Annotated in this window: 14 protein-coding genes; 7 read left to right on the top strand and 7 right to left on the bottom strand. The window is 69.3% G+C overall.

The genetic code is table 11. The annotated features are described in order from the left end of the window. Positions 1 to 95: 95 nt before the first annotated feature. Together SSPN_RS0102605 and SSPN_RS0102610 are read right to left on the bottom strand one after the other, a co-directional pair. Positions 96 to 1,079, bottom strand: a complete 984-nt coding sequence (locus SSPN_RS0102605) for a DUF4097 family beta strand repeat-containing protein (RefSeq protein ID WP_010306382.1) — start codon at positions 1,077 to 1,079, stop codon at positions 96 to 98. A 14-nt stretch (positions 1,080 to 1,093) separates the two neighbouring features. Continuing rightward, positions 1,094 to 1,657, bottom strand: a complete 564-nt coding sequence (locus tag SSPN_RS0102610; protein WP_010306385.1) for a toxin-antitoxin system HicB family antitoxin — start codon at positions 1,655 to 1,657, stop codon at positions 1,094 to 1,096. 163 nt (positions 1,658 to 1,820) lie between these two features. Between SSPN_RS0102610 and thyX the strand changes: the two genes are divergently transcribed. From thyX to SSPN_RS42160, 6 genes are all read left to right on the top strand, one after another. After that, positions 1,821 to 2,573, top strand: a complete 753-nt coding sequence (gene thyX, locus SSPN_RS0102615; RefSeq protein WP_010306390.1) for an FAD-dependent thymidylate synthase — start codon at positions 1,821 to 1,823, stop codon at positions 2,571 to 2,573. A 238-nt stretch (positions 2,574 to 2,811) separates the two neighbouring features. Beyond that, positions 2,812 to 4,272, top strand: coding sequence for a serine/threonine-protein kinase (locus SSPN_RS0102620; protein ID WP_237710423.1), 1,461 nt, complete (start codon positions 2,812 to 2,814; stop codon positions 4,270 to 4,272). Between the two features lie 50 nt (positions 4,273 to 4,322). Then, positions 4,323 to 4,853, top strand: coding sequence for a TIGR03085 family metal-binding protein (locus SSPN_RS42155; RefSeq protein WP_337466311.1), 531 nt, complete (start codon positions 4,323 to 4,325; stop codon positions 4,851 to 4,853). Positions 4,854 to 5,106: 253 nt separating this feature from the next. Then, positions 5,107 to 6,039: a 4-hydroxy-tetrahydrodipicolinate synthase gene (dapA, locus tag SSPN_RS0102630; RefSeq protein WP_010306405.1), complete on the top strand. Its 933-nt coding sequence runs from the start codon at positions 5,107 to 5,109 to the stop codon at positions 6,037 to 6,039. 7 nt (positions 6,040 to 6,046) lie between these two features. Continuing rightward, positions 6,047 to 7,771 (top strand): ribonuclease J, encoded by a 1,725-nt coding sequence (locus tag SSPN_RS0102635; protein WP_010306408.1) that lies wholly within the window; start codon positions 6,047 to 6,049, stop codon positions 7,769 to 7,771. Positions 7,772 to 7,997: 226 nt separating this feature from the next. Continuing rightward, complete coding sequence (locus tag SSPN_RS42160) at positions 7,998 to 8,237, top strand: hypothetical protein (RefSeq protein ID WP_010306410.1); 240 nt, start codon at positions 7,998 to 8,000, stop codon at positions 8,235 to 8,237. Between the two features lie 444 nt (positions 8,238 to 8,681). On the opposite strand, the gene SSPN_RS0102645 is transcribed toward SSPN_RS42160, so the two are convergent. The 4 genes from SSPN_RS0102645 to SSPN_RS0102660 all read right to left on the bottom strand — a co-directional run bounded on the left by SSPN_RS0102645 (position 8,682) and on the right by SSPN_RS0102660 (position 12,399). Continuing rightward, complete coding sequence (locus SSPN_RS0102645) at positions 8,682 to 10,262, bottom strand: alpha/beta hydrolase (RefSeq protein WP_010306413.1); 1,581 nt, start codon at positions 10,260 to 10,262, stop codon at positions 8,682 to 8,684. 290 nt (positions 10,263 to 10,552) lie between these two features. Then, positions 10,553 to 10,705 (bottom strand): hypothetical protein, encoded by a 153-nt coding sequence (locus tag SSPN_RS59170; protein WP_010306419.1) that lies wholly within the window; start codon positions 10,703 to 10,705, stop codon positions 10,553 to 10,555. A 9-nt stretch (positions 10,706 to 10,714) separates the two neighbouring features. Next, positions 10,715 to 11,365 carry an HNH endonuclease family protein gene (locus SSPN_RS0102655; protein WP_029534901.1) on the bottom strand — a complete coding sequence of 217 codons (651 nt, stop codon included), beginning with the start codon at positions 11,363 to 11,365 and terminating at the stop codon, positions 10,715 to 10,717. 197 nt (positions 11,366 to 11,562) lie between these two features. Continuing rightward, positions 11,563 to 12,399, bottom strand: coding sequence for a lysophospholipid acyltransferase family protein (locus SSPN_RS0102660; protein ID WP_010306427.1), 837 nt, complete (start codon positions 12,397 to 12,399; stop codon positions 11,563 to 11,565). A gap of 119 nt (positions 12,400 to 12,518) precedes the next feature. Between SSPN_RS0102660 and SSPN_RS0102665 the strand changes: the two genes are divergently transcribed. Then, positions 12,519 to 15,002 (top strand): DNA translocase FtsK, encoded by a 2,484-nt coding sequence (locus tag SSPN_RS0102665; RefSeq protein WP_187764700.1) that lies wholly within the window; start codon positions 12,519 to 12,521, stop codon positions 15,000 to 15,002. Between the two features lie 212 nt (positions 15,003 to 15,214). Here SSPN_RS0102665 and SSPN_RS0102675 read toward each other — a convergent pair whose 3' ends face one another. Further along, positions 15,215 to 16,429: an alpha-hydroxy acid oxidase gene (locus SSPN_RS0102675; RefSeq protein WP_010306434.1), complete on the bottom strand. Its 1,215-nt coding sequence runs from the start codon at positions 16,427 to 16,429 to the stop codon at positions 15,215 to 15,217. Between the last annotated feature and the right edge of the window lie 64 nt (positions 16,430 to 16,493).

The raw sequence follows: 16,493 nt of genomic DNA on the forward strand, positions 1-16,493 counted from the left end.
GTCGACGCCCGGCCCGGCGGTATCGCCGTAGCAGCCGGCTCCCGGCCGATCCAGCGACACCATTTTCGGTGCTGCACGCGCCCGGTCTCCCGGTCTTACGTAGCGGTTGTCAAAACGGCATCACCCGTTCCTGTGCGGCCGAAGATCTGCAACTTCGGCTCCTTTTCGGGAGGTTCATCGGACACCGCCAGGTCGCTGCTCGCGGTGCCGGTTGACGAGGTGAGGTCGACCTCCGCCGCGGTTCCGCGGTGAATCGACACCTGCAGCTCGCCGGAACCGGTGATCAGCTCGACCTGCCCGGCCGTTGCGTCCGCGACCGTCAGATCGCCGCTGCCCGAACGCACCATCACGTCGCCGGACACGGTGCCCAGCCAAACGTTGCCGCTGCCGGTGGCGACCGACGACGCCGCTTCGATCGTGCTGATCTCGACGTCGCCGCTGCCGCTGCGTGCGTGCACGCCGCCGGCCATCGTGCCGAGTCGTAGCTGGCCGGAACCGGTCCGGACCGTGGCCCGATCCGTGGCCCGCTCGACCCACACAGTGCCGGAACCGGCCTGGATGCTGACCCGCCCGGCCTCGCCGGTCACGTGCACCTCGCCGGAGCTGGAGTGCACACCCACCTCGGAGTCCAGCGGGGCGCGCACCTTGACCGCCAGCGGGATGTTGCGCAGCGGCGTGTTGGCCGGGGTTCGGACGGCGAGCCGGTTGCCAGTGAGGTCGATCCGCGTCCGCCGCACGGCCTCGGAGACCGGCTCCTGCGGCCCGCGACCGCGCTCGGCGTCGCCGCCGGTGCGGATCCCCGCCTCGCCGAACTGCTCGGTGACCCAGCTCAGCAACCCGGTCAGGCCGCTACGCCAGTCCGGGCCACTGGCGGCGGGATCATGCCGGACCTCGACGTGGGTGGTCGCGGTTTCGGCCAACTCGACCACGACAGGCCCCAGGCTGTTGCCGATGTCGATGCGGATCGGCCCGCCGGTGTCGAAGTCCTGGCTGCGCACCAGCTCGGCCAACCGCTCCTCCGCGCCCGGCCGGTCCTCGGGCTCTGCCGGGCCGTTGCCCGTGGTTTCGTCGTTCGCCATCGCGATCCCTCCTCTCAGCCTTCCACCCAGCCGCGCAATCGCGAGCCGGGTTCGCCGCCCCACCGCCCACGCGGGCCGCCGCCGGGCGGTCCCCACGGTCGGCCGCGCCCGTGCCGGGGGTGGTCCCACGGGCCGCGCGGACGCCCGGTGTGCAGCGCGCCCTGGACAGCTTGGGCGACCCAGGTGTTCAGCGACACGCCCTGGCTCACGGCGGCCTGTTCGGCCTGCGTCTTTATCTCTTCCAGCAGGCGCAGCGTGATGCGGCTTATGTCGCCGCTCTCGCCGCTCGGCGGGGGTGGCAGTGGCTCCGCTTGGTCGTCCACCGTTGGTGGCGTGGCGCCGCCGCTGACCACCACCCTGACGTCGCGGCCGTCGAGGCGGATGTCGACGACCTGGCCGTCCAGCTGGGTCGTCACCTCCGCTGCCAGGTCGGACAGTGCGTTCATGATCGCCAGCCGCGCGGCCGGCTCGATCGCGCCGGACAGCACCGCCGCGGTCTGCCGGGTCTGCTCGTCGCCAGCGGAGGCAGCGGAGCTCAGGTCTTCGCGAAGCTGTTCGATGTAAGGGCTCAGATCCATGACACCACTATGACGGCATGAATGGCGTCATGCAATGGCCTGATGGTGTCAACTGGCGTCATGGGATCTTGTCGGGTCCGCCGGTTACGCTCGATGCACACATTGGGGAGAAGCTGCGGCAGTCGCCGACCGCCGTGCAGAGCAGGAAAGGGGCCCGCCCGTCGTGACCGAGATCGTGCGGCCGAAAGTGCAGCTGATCGGCAAGACTGAGTTCTTCCCGCCGGAGGACGTGGACTGGTCGACCGACGCCGACGGCGGGCAGGCGCTGGCCGAGTTCGCCGGTCGCGCGTGCTACCAGTCGTGGCGCAAGCCGAACCCGGCAACCGCCACCAACGCCGGCTACCTGCGGCACATCCTCGAGGTCGGACACCTGTCCGTGCTGGAGCACGGCTCCGTGTCGTTCTACCTGTCCGGGATGTCCCGCTCGCTGACCCACGAGCTGATCCGGCACCGGCACCTCTCCTACTCACAGCTGTCGCAGCGGTACGTACCGGAGCGCAACGCCGCGATGGTCGAGCCGGACGTCATCGCCCAGGACCCGGAGCTGCACGAGAAGTTCGTGGCGGCCACCGAGGCCAGCGTCGCCGCCTACACGGATCTGCTCGCCACGCTAGAGGAGAAGTTCGCTGACGAGCCGAAGGCGACGCTGCGCCGAAAGCAGGCGCGGCAGGCGGCCCGCGCGGTGCTGCCCAACGCCACCGAGACCCGGATCGTGGTGACCGGCAACTACCGGGCGTGGCGGCACTTCGTCGCGATGCGCGCGTCCGAGCAAGCCGACGTCGAGATCCGCGCCCTCGCCATCGAGTGCCTCCGCCAACTGCAGAAGGCCGCGCCGAACGTGTTCAGCGACTTCGAGATCACCACGCTGAAGGACGGCACCGAAGTCGCCTCCAGCCCGTTCGTCACCGAGGGCTGAAGCCGCGCGCACGCGGGCTTCCGGGAACCCGGCCAAGGGTTCCGGAAGCCTGCGTTCTGCTGTCCGGGGCCGCGGCAGATCCGCAGGTGGGGCACTGCCACGGGGTCGGCTCGCACGGCTTCCTCGCGGCCGGGAACCGATCGTTCGGCAGCACAGTCCAAGGGCCGGCCGGAATCGTCTGATTGGATGATCGGCGACTAGGGACGTGTGCGCTGCGTGGTCGCGCGCGGGGACTTCGGTGGAGGACGGCGCAGTGGTGGAGCAGGTCGGACCGCAGCAGCAGGCTCGGGTGATCGGTGGTCGCTACCAGGTCGTCCAGGAGCTCGGGCGCGGTGGCATGGGGATCGTGTGGCGGGCCTGGGACCAGGTCATCGGCCGCGAGGTGGCGATCAAGGAGCTGCACCTGCCCGACGGCGTGCCGCTGGCCGAGCGGGAGGTCTTCGAGGCGCGGGTGCTCCGCGAGGCGCGCACGGCGGGGCGGCTGAACGACCCTGCGGTGGTCACGGTGCACGACGTGCTGGCCGAGTCCGGCACTACCTACATCGTGATGGAGCTCGTGCAAGCGGTCACGCTCAGCGACTACATCGCCCAGTGGGGTCCGCTGCGCCCCGAGCAGGCCGCGGACCTGGCGCGCAAGGTGCTGTCCGCGTTGGAGGCCGCGCACGCGGCCGGAATCGTGCACCGCGACGTCAAGCCCAGCAACATCATGGTGGCCGACGGGCGGGTCAAGCTGACCGACTTCGGGATCGCCCAGACCCTGGACGACCCGCGGCTGACCACCAGCGGCGCGATCGTCGGCTCGCCGTCGTTCATGGCCCCGGAGCGGATCAAGGGTGCCGACGCGTCGCCGGCCAGCGACCTTTGGTCGCTTGGTGCGACCCTGTTCTTCGCGGTCGAGGGCTGGGTGCCGTTCGAGCGGCAGACGACAGCAGCCACGCTGCACGCGGTGCTCAACGAGATGCCCCAGCTGTCGCGCCCGCACGGCGTGATCGGTTCGGTGATCACCGGGCTGCTGATCGGCGACCCGCGGGCGCGGTTCACCGGCCCGCAGGTCCGGGCGCTGCTGGACAGCGCGCCCGCCAGCGGTGCGCCGGAGCCGACCACCCACCCGGTCGGGCCGCCCACCCGGGTCGCCCAGGGGGCGTCGCAGCAGAAGCGGTCCAAGCGCCCGTGGTTCATCGTTGCGGCCGTCGCCGCTGTCGTGCTGTTCGTCGCCGGCGTCCTGATCGGACGGTTCGCGCTGGTCGGCGGCGGTGCACCGGCCGCGATGGATTCGACCCTGGTGTTCGGCAAGGGCGGCGACGTCGACGAATTCGACCCGGACGGCCAGGACTGCGGCATCGGGAAGATCACCCCGGGCAAGCCCGTCAACAACACGACGTCCTGCTCCGACCCGCACGACTTCGAGTTCTACGCGTCGGGAGCTGCGTTCAGCTCCTCCAGCTACGACATGGCCTATCCCGGGGAGGCCGCGCTGACCGCATACGGCGAGGGCTACTGCTCGATGTACTTCGCCTCGGACAAGGTCGTCACGCCGGGCAAGCAGACCACGTTGCGCTACCTCGCCCTCATCCCCTCGGCGCAGTCCTGGAACGCGCACCGGCAGGCTGAGGGCGACCGCAAGGTCGGTTCACAGCAGATCTACTGCGCCCTTCACAGCGCGTCCGGCGACAAGCTGCAGGCGTCCGCGACGAAATAATCGGTTGCGTCACCGCGCCGATCGGGGGTGGCTAGAGTGGTCGTATGGGTGTGGCTAGCGATGAACGCCAGCAGTTGTGCGACCTGTTCGAGCAGCTCGGCCCCGACGCGCCGACGCTGTGCGAGGGGTGGACCACTAAGGACCTCGCGGTGCACCTCGTGGTTCGCGAGCGGCGTCCGGACGCGGTGGCCGGCAAGTTCGTGAAGGCACTCGTCGATCGCAGCGAGCGGATCCAGAACGAACTGCGCGCGCTGTCCTGGCCGGAGCTGGTCGACCAGATCCGGCAGGGCCCGCCGAAGTGGAACCCGCTCAGCTTCGGTGGAGTGGACGAGGCGGTGAACGCCGCCGAGTACTACGTGCACCACGAGGACGTCCGGCGTGCGCAGCCGGGCTGGCAGCCGCGCCCGTCCGACCCGGTGCGTGAGGAAGCGCTCTGGAAGTCGCTGACCCGGGTGGCGAAGATGTTCTACGGACGCAGCCCGGTGGGCGTGGTGCTGCGACGCCCGGACGGCACCGAGATCGCGGCCAAGCGCGGTCCGCGCACGGTGCGGTTCAGCGGCGCGGCGAGCCCAGCGAGCTGATCCTGCACGCCTTCAGCCGCCGTGCGGCGAAGATCACCGTCGAGGGCAACGAGGCCGACGTGCTCGCGGTCGAGGACTTGCGCCGTTCGTTCTAGGAATCTCTTCCGGGCGCGCCGAAAACTCGCTCGCGCGATGCTCGCCCGGCAGGAAGAAACACGGCGTTCCGCGGGCTGCGGACGCCGGGTTTCCGGCATCTGGTTCGAGGTCCGTCCGGTGGATCTGAACGGGGAACCAACCAGGTAGCGTCAGGGTCATGACCGTCTGCCCCACCGCCATTACGGGCCGCCCGTTCGGCCGCGTCCTGACCGCTATGGTCACGCCGTTCGACGAAGACGGAAAGCTCGACCTGAAGCTGGCGCAGGAGCTCGCCACGTATTTGGTCGACAGCGTCGGCAATGATGGGTTGATCGTCAACGGCACCACCGGTGAGAGCCCCACGACCAGCGACCACGAGAAGGAGCAGCTGCTGCGCGCCGTGGTCGAGGCGGTGGGTGACCGCGCGACCGTGGTGGCTGGCGCGGGCACCAACAACACCGAGCACTCGGTCGAACTGGCCCAGGCCGCTGAGCGGGCCGGTGCGCACGGCCTGCTGGTCGTGACGCCGTACTACTCGCGCCCGCCGCAGGAGGGGCTGTTCCAGCACTTCTGGACGGTCGCCGACGCCACCGAGTTGCCGGTGATGCTCTACGACATCCCGCCGCGCTCCGTCGTGCCGATCCAGGTCGACACCCTGAAGCGGCTGGCCGAGCACCCGCGGATCAAGGCGGTCAAGGACTCCAAGCACGACCTGCTCGCCGGCAGCGAGGTGCTGGCCAGCACGGACCTCGCGTACTACTCGGGCGAGGACCCGCTGAACCTACCCTGGTTGTCGGTCGGCGCGGTCGGGTTCGTCAGCGTGATCGGCCACGTGGTGGGGGACCGGCTGCGCAAGATGCTGGACGCCTTCGAGGCTGGCGACGTCGAGGGCGCCAGGGAGGTCCACAATGGACTCCTGCCGGTGTACCGGTCGATGAACTTCGTCGGCGGCGTCATCTTCTCCAAGACGGCGCTGCGGCTCTGCGGCTACGAGACCGGCCAGCCGCGGCTGCCGCTGCCGGCCGCCACCGAGGAGCAGGTTCGGTTGATCACCAGCGACCTGTGGGATGCTGGCCTGGTACTGGTCAATCCGGACGCCGCACAGAGGTGAACCAGCGTTGAGCGCAAAGGCGACAGCCACCGAGTACCACCCGGTGACGCCGACATCGTCGGACCCACCGCCCCCGTTGGCCGACGGTGGGTTGCGCGTCGTGGCGCTCGGCGGCATCGGCGAGGTCGGCCGGAACATGACCGTGTTCGAGCACGAGGGCCGTTTGCTGATCGTCGACTGCGGCGTGCTGTTCCCGGAGGACGACGCCCCCGGCGTGGACCTGATCCTGCCGGATTTCGCCGCGATCGAGAACCGTCTCGACGACATCGACGCGCTGGTGCTCACGCACGGGCACGAGGACCACATCGGGGCGGTGCCGTTCCTGCTGCGGCTGCGGCCGGACCTGCCGGTGGTGGGGTCGAAGTTCACGCTCGCCCTGCTCGCCGCGAAGTGCCGAGAGCACCGGCTCGACCCGGTGCTGGTCGAGGTTGCGGAGGGTCAGCGCAGCCAGCACGGCGGCTTCGAGCTGGAGTTCTTCGCGGTCAACCACTCCATCCCGGACGCGCTGGCGGTCGCCATCCGAACCCCGGCCGGGATCGTGCTGCACACCGGTGACATCAAGCTCGACCAGCTGCCGCTGGACAATCGGCTGACCGACCTCGCCGGGTTCTCCCGGCTCGGCGACGAGGGCGTGGACCTGTTCCTGGTCGACTCCACGAACGCCGAGGTGCCCGGGTTCGTCACGCCCGAACGCGAGATCGGCCCGGTGCTGGACCGGGTCATCGGCAAGGCGACTCAGCGGGTGATCGTGGCCTGCTTCGCCAGCCACGTGCACCGCGTGCAGCAGGTGCTGGAGGTCGCCGAGACGCACGGCCGAAAGGTGTGCTTCGTCGGCCGGTCGATGGTGCGCAACATGGGCATCGCGACCGATCTGGGCATGTTGCAGGTGCCCGACGGGTTGCTGGTGGACCTCGACGAGGCGCTGTCGATGCCGGAGCACATGGTCGCGTTCGTCTCCACCGGTTCGCAGGGCGAGCCGCTGTCGGCGCTGTCGCGGATGGCGCGCGGCGAGCACAAGCAGATCCGGATCCGGGCCGGAGACACCGTCGTGCTGGCGAGTTCGCTGATCCCCGGCAACGAGACCGCGGTTTTCGGCGTGGTCAACGGCCTGGTCCGGTTGGGTGCCAACGTGGTGCACCAGGGCCACGCGAAGGTGCACGTGTCCGGTCACGCCTCGGCCGGTGAGCTGCTGTATCTCTACAACGCGGTGCGGCCGAGCAACGTGATGCCGGTGCACGGCGAGTGGCGGCACCTGCGGGCGAACGCCGAGCTGGCGCGGCTAACCGGGGTCCCGGCGGATCGCGTGGTGATCGCCGAGGACGGGGTCGTGGTGGACCTGGTGGACGGGATCGCCTCGATCGCCGGTCGGGTCGAGGTGGGGCACGTCTACGTGGACGGCCTGTCGGTCGGTGACGTGGGCGAGTCCACGTTGTCGGACCGGCTGGTGCTGGGCGAGGGCGGGTTCATCGCGATCACGGTCGCCGTCGAGGCGTCGACCGGCCGGGCGGTGTCCTCCCCGACGATCTCCGGGCGCGGGTTCTCCGACGACCCGAAGGCGCTGGACGACGTGGTGCCGCTGGTGGAGATGGAGCTGGCCCGTACCGAGGCGGAGGGCATCACCGACACTCACCGGATCGCCCAGGCGGTGCGCCGGGTGGTGGGGCGCTGGGTGGCCGATACCTACCGGCGGCGGCCGATGATCGTGCCGAACGTGCTCCCGGTCGGATCCTGATTCACCGCCCGCTCGGGTGGCTTGGTGGTCCGTTTTGTCGGGCATATTTGATCACTGTCGGTTGCCGTGATCTCCACGGGGTGATCTGAGAAACCCGTTCGGAGCACACGGCAGGCTTGATCGGGACCTCGCTGCAAGGGTTGGTGGCACCGGTTCGGAGCGCATCCACCCCGAAGGGGAGCACTTCGGACCTGGGGAATCACCACACAGGAGATTGGGGTCAGAAGTGCGTATTTCCGCTCGACTCTTCGGCGCCGCCGCCGCTGCGGCCGCGATGCTGGCTGTCGGCTCCCCGGCGTTCGCCGACAGCTACGGCAACGACGGGATCAACGTCCTGGACGACAACAACACCAGCGTGTTGCCGATTCAGCTGTGCGGCAACAACATTGGCGCGCTCGCCATCGTGGCACCGTTCGCGTCCCCGCAGATCAACAACTGCGTCAACGCGCCAATCCTCGACCACTGACGCGAAGACCTCACGTCAACTGCGAAGAAGGGCCGACCTCCCCCAGGGGTCGGCCCTTCTGTTGCATCACCAGCGCGCCGTGACCTTCCAATCGCTGCAAGAGCGCTGCGCTCGTCGTGTGGTCGGGAGTCGCGCGCGAGAGCATGTTGTGCGGTTGGCTTCCGCTGCCGGATAAGGGGATTCGAGTCAAGCCTTGCTTTTGACGGTTTTCGTCCATGTTGGAGGTTGCCGCCCGGACCATGCGCTGTGGAGGCCACCGTCAGGCGTGGATAGCCTGTTGGGTGCGCCTTTCGGGTGTGGGGCACACAACATGTGGCGGCTGCGTATTCGACTTGGTTCGAATCGAAGCACGATCCCAGCGTTTCGACCATGATCCGGATTCACCCGCACCATGCTGCAAAAAGGGCCGGTCTCCGCGGGGAGACCGGCCCTTCTGCGGGGTGATCAGTGCCAGTTGGACTTCAGGGCTTCCTGCAGGACCGCGGGTTGTTGCGGGCGGACGTTCAGCGCGCCCACACCCTCAGGGGTTGGCTGGGGGAGCGGTTCGCACTTGGTGTCCGGGCCTTCGCCAGGCTGCCGCACCGGCAGCTTGCCGGTGGCAAGGTAGTCGGCGATCTGGTCGTCCAGGCACGCGTTGCCGCCGAGCGAACCCGAGTGCGTGGTGCCGCCGGGCAGGCTGATCAGGCTGGCGTTGGGGAAGCGCTTGCGCGCTTCCAGCGCGCCGGGGAACGGGGTCGCGGCGTCCAGCTCCTCGCTGATCAGCAGCGCACCGGCCACCTTGCTGCCGTCGACGTTGACCGGCTTGCCCGGCTTCGCAGACCAGTTCCGGCACGGCGCGTTGTACCAGGCGTTCGCCCAGGTCTCGAACGGTGCCTTCGCGTGGACGGCCCAGTTGTCCTTGCGCCACTGCTCCCAGCTCGCCGGCCACTTGATGTCCGTGCACTGGACCGCGAGGTAGACGGCGAAACCGTTGTCGTCGCCCGGGGTGTTGGCGCCGTCGTAGATCGTCTTGAGCGTCTGCCAGTCGCCGCCCCGCACCCAACCCGAGAACGCCTTGGCACGGCGGTCCCAGGCGGACTGCGAATAGCCCGCCGTCAGGAACACGTCGGTCCACTCGTCGGAGCCGATCACGCCTCCCGCCGGCTGCTGGTCGAGCTTGGCGAGCTGCTCGTAGTACAGGTTCTCCACGTCGGCGCCGGTGGTGCCCAGGTGGTACGTACCGTCGTGCTTCGCGATCCAGTCGAAGAAGATCTTGATGTTGCGGTCGAAGGCCACGTCCTGGTTCAGGTTCGCGTCGTACCAGACGTCGCCTGCGTTCACCACGCCGTCCATCACGACCCGGCGCATCCGCTCGGGGTGCAGGGTGCCGTAGACCTGGCCGAGGTAGGTGCCGTACGAGAAGCCGTAGTAGTTGAGCTGCTCGGCGCCCAGAGCCTTGCGGATGCTGTCCATGTCCTCGACGACATCCGTCGTCTTGATGTGGTCGAGGAGCTTGCCGTTGTTCCCGCACGCCCGCGCGTAGCCCTCGGACCGGTCCAGCCAGGCCTTCTCCAGCTCCGGCGTGGTCGGCACGTAGTGCGGGCGGTCGTAGGAGAAGTAGTTCGGGTCGCACGAAATCGCGGGCACGCTGGCGCCCACTCCGCGCGGGTCGAAGCCGATCCAGTCGTAGGCTGCGCCGGCGTTCTTGGGCACGTAGGCGCCGAGCGCCGACAGGGACAGGCCGGATCCGCCCGGGCCGCCCGGGTTGACCAGCATCACGCCCTGGTACTGGTCGTCGGGCACGGTGTGCTTGACCCGCGAAACCGCGAGCGAGACCTGCTCACCCGCTGGGTCGGCGTAGTCCAGCGGGACCTGCACCATCCCGCATTCCGCCCCGGCCTTCCGCAGGCCCTCGCCCGTGCACTGGCCCCATTTGACCGGTGTGGGCTCGAAAACCGGTGCGGGCGCGGCGGTTGTGGCTCCGGCGGCCGGTGCCAGGCCGGCCAGCAGACCGACGGCTATCGCAGCAGTGACGACTTTCCTCACGATTGTCCCCGTCTGTCCTGTTGGGCCCACCTTCCAACGGCGAGCAATGTGGACAGTAAACGGGGTGATCGGTGTTCCAGCGGCTCATTTGGCGAGAATTACTCTGCCCGGGCGACTTTCGTTCAGCGGACGCGGTTCCCCCGGCTGGGATCACCTGTCTGGTTGGGGCTCACCCTGCGCGATTGGTGTCAGGAAGTGACCGGCCGGTGCAGCACGTTGACGAGAAGCCGGTGCACGACCTCATGGTCGCGCGGGTCGTGCAACCGGTAGTTCTCGCCCCGAACCGTGTACTACTCCACCGCCTCGACGTAGCGGATCGCCAGCCGCAGTGCGCCGTCATCCGTGCAGGTGGTGCGCAGTTCCAGCTCGCCGGTGATCACACCGACCTCGTTGGTGAGCACTCCGTCCGGTGTGGCGGTGAAGGTGGACGTCAGTTCGGTCATCGTTCCAGATCAGTACGAGCAGGCGTTGAGCATGTTCTGCAGCGCGGTCTTCTCGGCGGACTGCAGGGTCGGACCCCAACGGTGCTTGGTGTGGATCCGGAACTTCGCGTAACCGCAGTGCGAGGCGGTGCGCGGCGGCTTCCACGAGGACGGGTCGCGGTCGCCCTTCGCGCTGTTCACCTCGGTGGTCACCGCGATCAGCTGCGGGCCGGTGAGATCGTTGGCGAACGCCTCGCGCTTGGCGGTGGTCCAGCTGCGCGCGCCGGAACGCCAGGCTTCGGCCAGTGGCACGATGTGGTCGATGCTGATCTGCGACGGAGAGGTCCGCGTGACGCCGTCGTAGTAGCTGTACCAACTTCCAGAGGTGGGGTAGCAGTCCGAGCCCACGGCGACGTTGGTGCCGTCGCACCTGAGCACCTCCTCGCGGGTGTTGCAGGTGCCCGAAACGGTGTGCCAGTGCGGGAACAGGTCCCGTGAATAGCCGGTCATCCCGCCTTCCGCCTGCACGCTGAGGCTGGTGAGCTCGGACTGCACCTGGGACTTCCCGGGGACGCCGGGCGGGAATGCGAGCGCCGTCGGTGCCGATGCGACCGAGAAAACCATCGCCAGGACGGGGGCGAGGAACGAGAGTCTGCGGACGAGGGCGCGTGGTAATCGCATGGCAGTTCCCGGTCAGGGAGAAACGGACAACCACGATCACTTGTGAATATGTCACACATTTGCTCGTTGTGTAGCGGCCGCGCCACCTGAAGTTGAACAACGGTGGCAGAGCCGCGCCGAAGTCCGATGTGGACTAACCACGGCGCGCTACGACGTTCAGCCGCTCACGTGCGGACGACCGGGCTAATCGGCTTCATTCACGGGCGCCAGGGGCTGGGTTTGTCGGTGGCCGGGCGGGTCGGGTCGAAGTGGTGGGGTGCGCCGAGTTCGCCCGCTCGCAGCGGCACCATGCCGGCGGCGATGGCGCGCATGATGCGGTCGCGGGCTCTGGCGGCGTCGCCGACCCGGTCGGCTGACAGGTCGCTCAGGTCCACCGGCGCTCCGAAGTGGACTTTCAGCTTCGGCCTGCGGCGAACGGCCCGCAGCCACGACACGAACAGGAGCCACAGGTCGCCGAACCCCTCGACGCGGACCATGCCGTAGCACATCGCTTCGTGGGCCCCCCACTGGCTGATCGGCATTACCGTGGCGCCGGACGCCAGCGCCATCCGGGCCACGCCCGTCTTCCCGCGCTCCGGCCACATGTCCGGTTCGAGGGTGATGCGGCCCTCCGGGTACATCAGCACCGGGTGATGATCGCTGGTCAGCGCCGAGACGACCCGCCCCAGCGCCTCGCCCGCGGTGCTCTTGCCGCGGTCGGCGCGGACGTGCCGGCAGGCGCGGAGGACCTTGCCCAGCACCGGGGTGTCGAACAGCCCGCCGGTGGCGAGGAAGCGCGGCGCGAGCCGCCGGGTCCGGCAGGCGGCGATCAGCACCAGCGCGTCTAGGTTGCCGATGTGGTTGGCGGCCAGCAGCAGCGGCCTGCCGCGCACCGAATCCGGCACGTCGCCGGTCACTTCCAGCCGCCCGGTGAGCCCGACGACCGCCCGGTCCACCCGCATCAGCACGCGCCACAGCAGCGGCGCGTCGCGGAACAGTTTCTCGTGGTCGGTTCGGCGTGTCGGCTCGTAGGGGCTGGAAGGTAAAGCAACCATGATGGTCGAGGATCTCACGCGCGGTGCCCCGGTTGGAGCGAATCGCCCGAAAAACGTCCGACCAGCGATCTTCCGTGGCTGGTGTGACGCGAGAGGCCGGTGAAGATACCGTGTGGGGCATGGCGAGCCGGACATCGAACGGGGGACGTGGCTCGTCGCGCGGTAAGAGCGCGACCAGGAGTAGCGGCTCCACTGCCAGGAGTGGTAGGTCGAGCACAGCGCGGAAGAGCACGGGGAGCGCCAAGCCCCGCCCCGGATCGACGCACGCGCCCCGCAGACCTGCGCCCAAGCGGTCCACCAAGACCCGTTCCAAGAGCGGCGGGAGTCTCGCGCGCGGCGTCGGGAGCGTGGTTCGAGCGGTCGGCAAGACCAAGGATCTCGACCCAGCGCACCGCCGCGACGGACTGGCGCTGATCTTCCTCGCGACCGCGGTGATCGCAGGCGCCGGTGTCTGGTGGCAGGCCGGGGGGCCGGTCGGGCACTGGTTCGACTGGGCCCTGCGTTCGGTCATCGGCGCGGCAGCCGTGGTGCTGCCGGTGGTGCTGCTGGTCACGGCCGTCCTGCTGATGCGCACCGAGAACAGCGCGGAGGCGCGGCCCCGGGTGGTGATCGGGTCGATGCTGTTGATCTTCACCACACTCGGCGTCCTGCACATCGTGGCGGGTTCCCCGCTCGACCCCGAGGACTGGCCGAACGCCGGCGGAGCCCTCGGATTCGTCGCCGGCGGGCCGCTCGCGCACGGCCTCACCAGCTGGGTCGCCGTGCCGGTGCTGGTGCTGATCGGGCTGTTCGGGCTGCTCGTGCTCACCGGCACGCCGGTGCGCGAGGTCGCGGCGCGGTTGCGCGGCCTCGGGCAAGAGACCGAGGAGGCCCGGTCGGCGGCCGACACCAAGGAGATCGAGGGCGATACCGCCTCGGTCAAGCTGCGCCGCCCGTCGCGGCGCCGCCAGGCGGCGATGTCCGATGAGGACCGCCAGCTGTCGCTGGACGACGTGCCCGACGAGCAGCCCAAGCCGGCGAAGCCGAAAGCCGCCGCGGTGCCGGCCAAGCCGGTCGCCGAAGCTGCCGAGGAGAAGCCGAAGAAGAGCAGCAAGCCGCAGATCAGCCGGAGCGTCGAAGGCGACTACCAGCTGCCGCCGCTGGACGTGCTCACCGACGGCGACCCGCCGAAGAGCCGCAGTCGGGCCAACGACAGCATGATCGAGGCGATCACCGCGGTGTTGGAGCAGTTCAACATCGACGCCCAGGTCACCGGCTTCACCCGGGGTCCGACCGTGACCCGCTACGAGGTGGAGCTCGGCCCCGGCGTGAAGGTCGAGAAGATCACCGCGCTGACCAAGAACATCGCCTACGCCGCGGCGACCGACAACGTCCGGCTGCTGGCGCCGATTCCCGGCAAGTCCGCGGTGGGCATCGAGGTCCCCAACAGCGACCGGGAGATGGTGCGGCTCGGCGACGTGCTGCGCTCTGCCGTGGCGGGCAAGGACAGCCACCCGCTGGTGATGGGGCTGGGCAAGGACATCGAAGGCCACATGGTCACCGCGAACCTGGCGAAGATGCCGCATCTGCTGGTGGCCGGCTCGACCGGGTCCGGTAAGTCCAGCTTCGTCAACTCGATGCTGGTGTCGCTGCTCGCGCGGGCCACCCCGCAGGAGGTCAGGATGATCCTGATCGACCCGAAGATGGTGGAACTGACTCCGTACGAGGGTATCCCGCACCTGATCACGCCCATCATCACCCAGCCGAAGAAGGCCGCCGCCGCGCTGGCCTGGCTGGTGGAGGAGATGGAGCAGCGCTACCAGGACATGCAGGCCAACCGGGTGCGCCACATCGACGACTTCAACCGGAAGGTCAAGTCGGGGGAGATCACCACCCCGCTGGGCAGCGAGCGCGAGTACCGGCCGTACCCGTACATCCTGGCCATCGTCGACGAGCTCGCCGACCTGATGATGACCGCGCCGCGGGACGTCGAGGACGCCATCGTGCGGATCACCCAGAAGGCGCGGGCCGCAGGCATCCACCTGGTGCTGGCCACCCAGCGCCCGTCGGTGGACGTGGTGACGGGTCTGATCAAGACCAACGTGCCGTCCCGGCTGGCGTTCGCCACCTCGTCGCTGACCGACTCGCGGGTCATCCTGGACCAGCCGGGCGCGGAGAAGCTGATCGGGATGGGCGACGCGCTGTACCTGCCGATGGGCGCGTCGCGGCCGGTGCGAGTGCAGGGCTCGTTCGTCGGCGACGACGAGATCCACCGCATCGTCTCCCTCACCAAGGACCAGGCCGACCCGGAGTACACCGACGGCGTCACGGCGGCCAAGGCGGGCGAGAAGAAAGAGGTCGACTCCGACATCGGCGACGACCTCGACGTCCTGCTGCAGGCCGCCGAGCTCGTCGTGACCAGCCAGTTCGGGTCCACCTCGATGCTGCAGCGCAAGCTGCGGGTCGGGTTCGCCAAGGCGGGTCGGCTGATGGACCTGCTGGAGTCGCGCGGCGTGGTCGGGCCGTCGGAGGGGTCGAAGGCCCGCGAGGTGCTGATCAAGCCGGACGAGCTGGAGAACACGCTGTACACGATCCGGGGCGGGCCGCCGCCGGAGGCAGAATGACCCGGTGAACCCGACCTCCCCGCATCTGCCCGGATGCGGGGACGCTCGACGCCGTATGAGCTGGCGCGGCAGGTGGGCGACATGCTGGCCGGAACCGCCGGGGTCGGCGTGGATCCCGAGTAGCGGCGCAGCAGCATTCGGTTGTGGCGCAGCGACGACCACGGCCGCACCTGGAGCGCTGCGAGGTGGGCCATGCGCCTTCGGCGGAGGAGTTAGCAGCGGAGCGTGGCGTGGGTGGTGTTGAGGTCGCCGATGGCGTGGACGCCCAGCAGTTGGAGGGTTCGGACGATCTCGTCGCGGAGGATGTCCACCGCCTTCTGCACGCCCCGCTCGCCTCCGGCCATCAGCCCGTACAGGTAGGCGCGGCCGATCAGGCACGAATCCGCGCCCAGTGCGATCGCCGCGACGATGTCCGCGCCGCTGACGATGCCGGTGTCCAGCAGCACCTCGGCCCGGTCGCCGATCGCCTCCCGGACCGACGGCAGCAGCTCCAGCATGGTCGGGGCCCGGTCGAGCTGCCGACCGCCGTGGTTGGACAGCACCACGCCGTCGGCGCCCAGATCGACCACGCGCCGGGCGTCGTCGGCGTTCTGGATGCCTTTGACGATCAGCGGTCCCTGCCACAGCTCCCGCAGCCACTCCAGGTCGGCGTAGCTCAGCGACGGGTCGAACATGGCGTTGATCAGGTCCTGCGCGGTTCCCGGCCAGTGCTTGAAGGAGGCGAACGACAGCGGCTCGGTGGTGAGCAGGTTGAACCACCACGCCGGGTGCGTCGCGCCGTCGACGATGGTCTTGAACGTCAGTTCCGGGGGGATCGTCAGGCCGTTGCGGGTGTCGCGCAGGCGCGCGCCGCCGACCGGTGTGTCGACGGTGAGCAGCAGTGCCTCGTAGCCGGAGTCCTGGGCTCGTAGCACCAGCTCGCGGCTGGCCTCGCGGTCGCGCCAGAGGTAGAGCTGGAACCACTTCCGGGAGTTCGGCGCGGCGGCGGCCACGTCCTCGATGGACGTGGTGCCCATTGTGGACAGCGCGTAGGGGATGCCCGCGCGTTGCGCGACGCGGGCCACCGCCGGCTCGCCCTCGTGGTTCATCATCCGCGTGAAACCGGTTGGGGCGAAGGAGAACGGCAGCTCGGACCGCTTGCCGAACATCGTCGTGCTGGTGTCCACCTCGGACACGTCCTGCAGCACGGAAGGGCGGAACTCGACGTCGCGGAAGGACTGCCGGGCGCGGCGCAGGCTGATCTCGGCCTCGGCGGCGCCGTCGGTGTAATCGAACACGGCGCGCGGCGTCCGGCGGCGGGCGATGGCCCGCAGGTCGGCGATCGAGTGCGCGGCGGACAGGCGTCGCTCGGTGGGGTTGACCTGTGGGGGCTTGACCCGCAGCAGCGGACGCAGTTCGGACCAGCGCGGAAGTTGCCGCTTGACCATTCGTGCTCCGTTCTCGCCGTGCGCCGGGGTGCGAAGGGCACGTTACCTTTCCGTAGCGGCGAGA

Source organism: Saccharopolyspora spinosa NRRL 18395 (genome assembly GCF_000194155.1).
GTDB lineage: Bacteria > Actinomycetota > Actinomycetes > Mycobacteriales > Pseudonocardiaceae > Saccharopolyspora > Saccharopolyspora spinosa.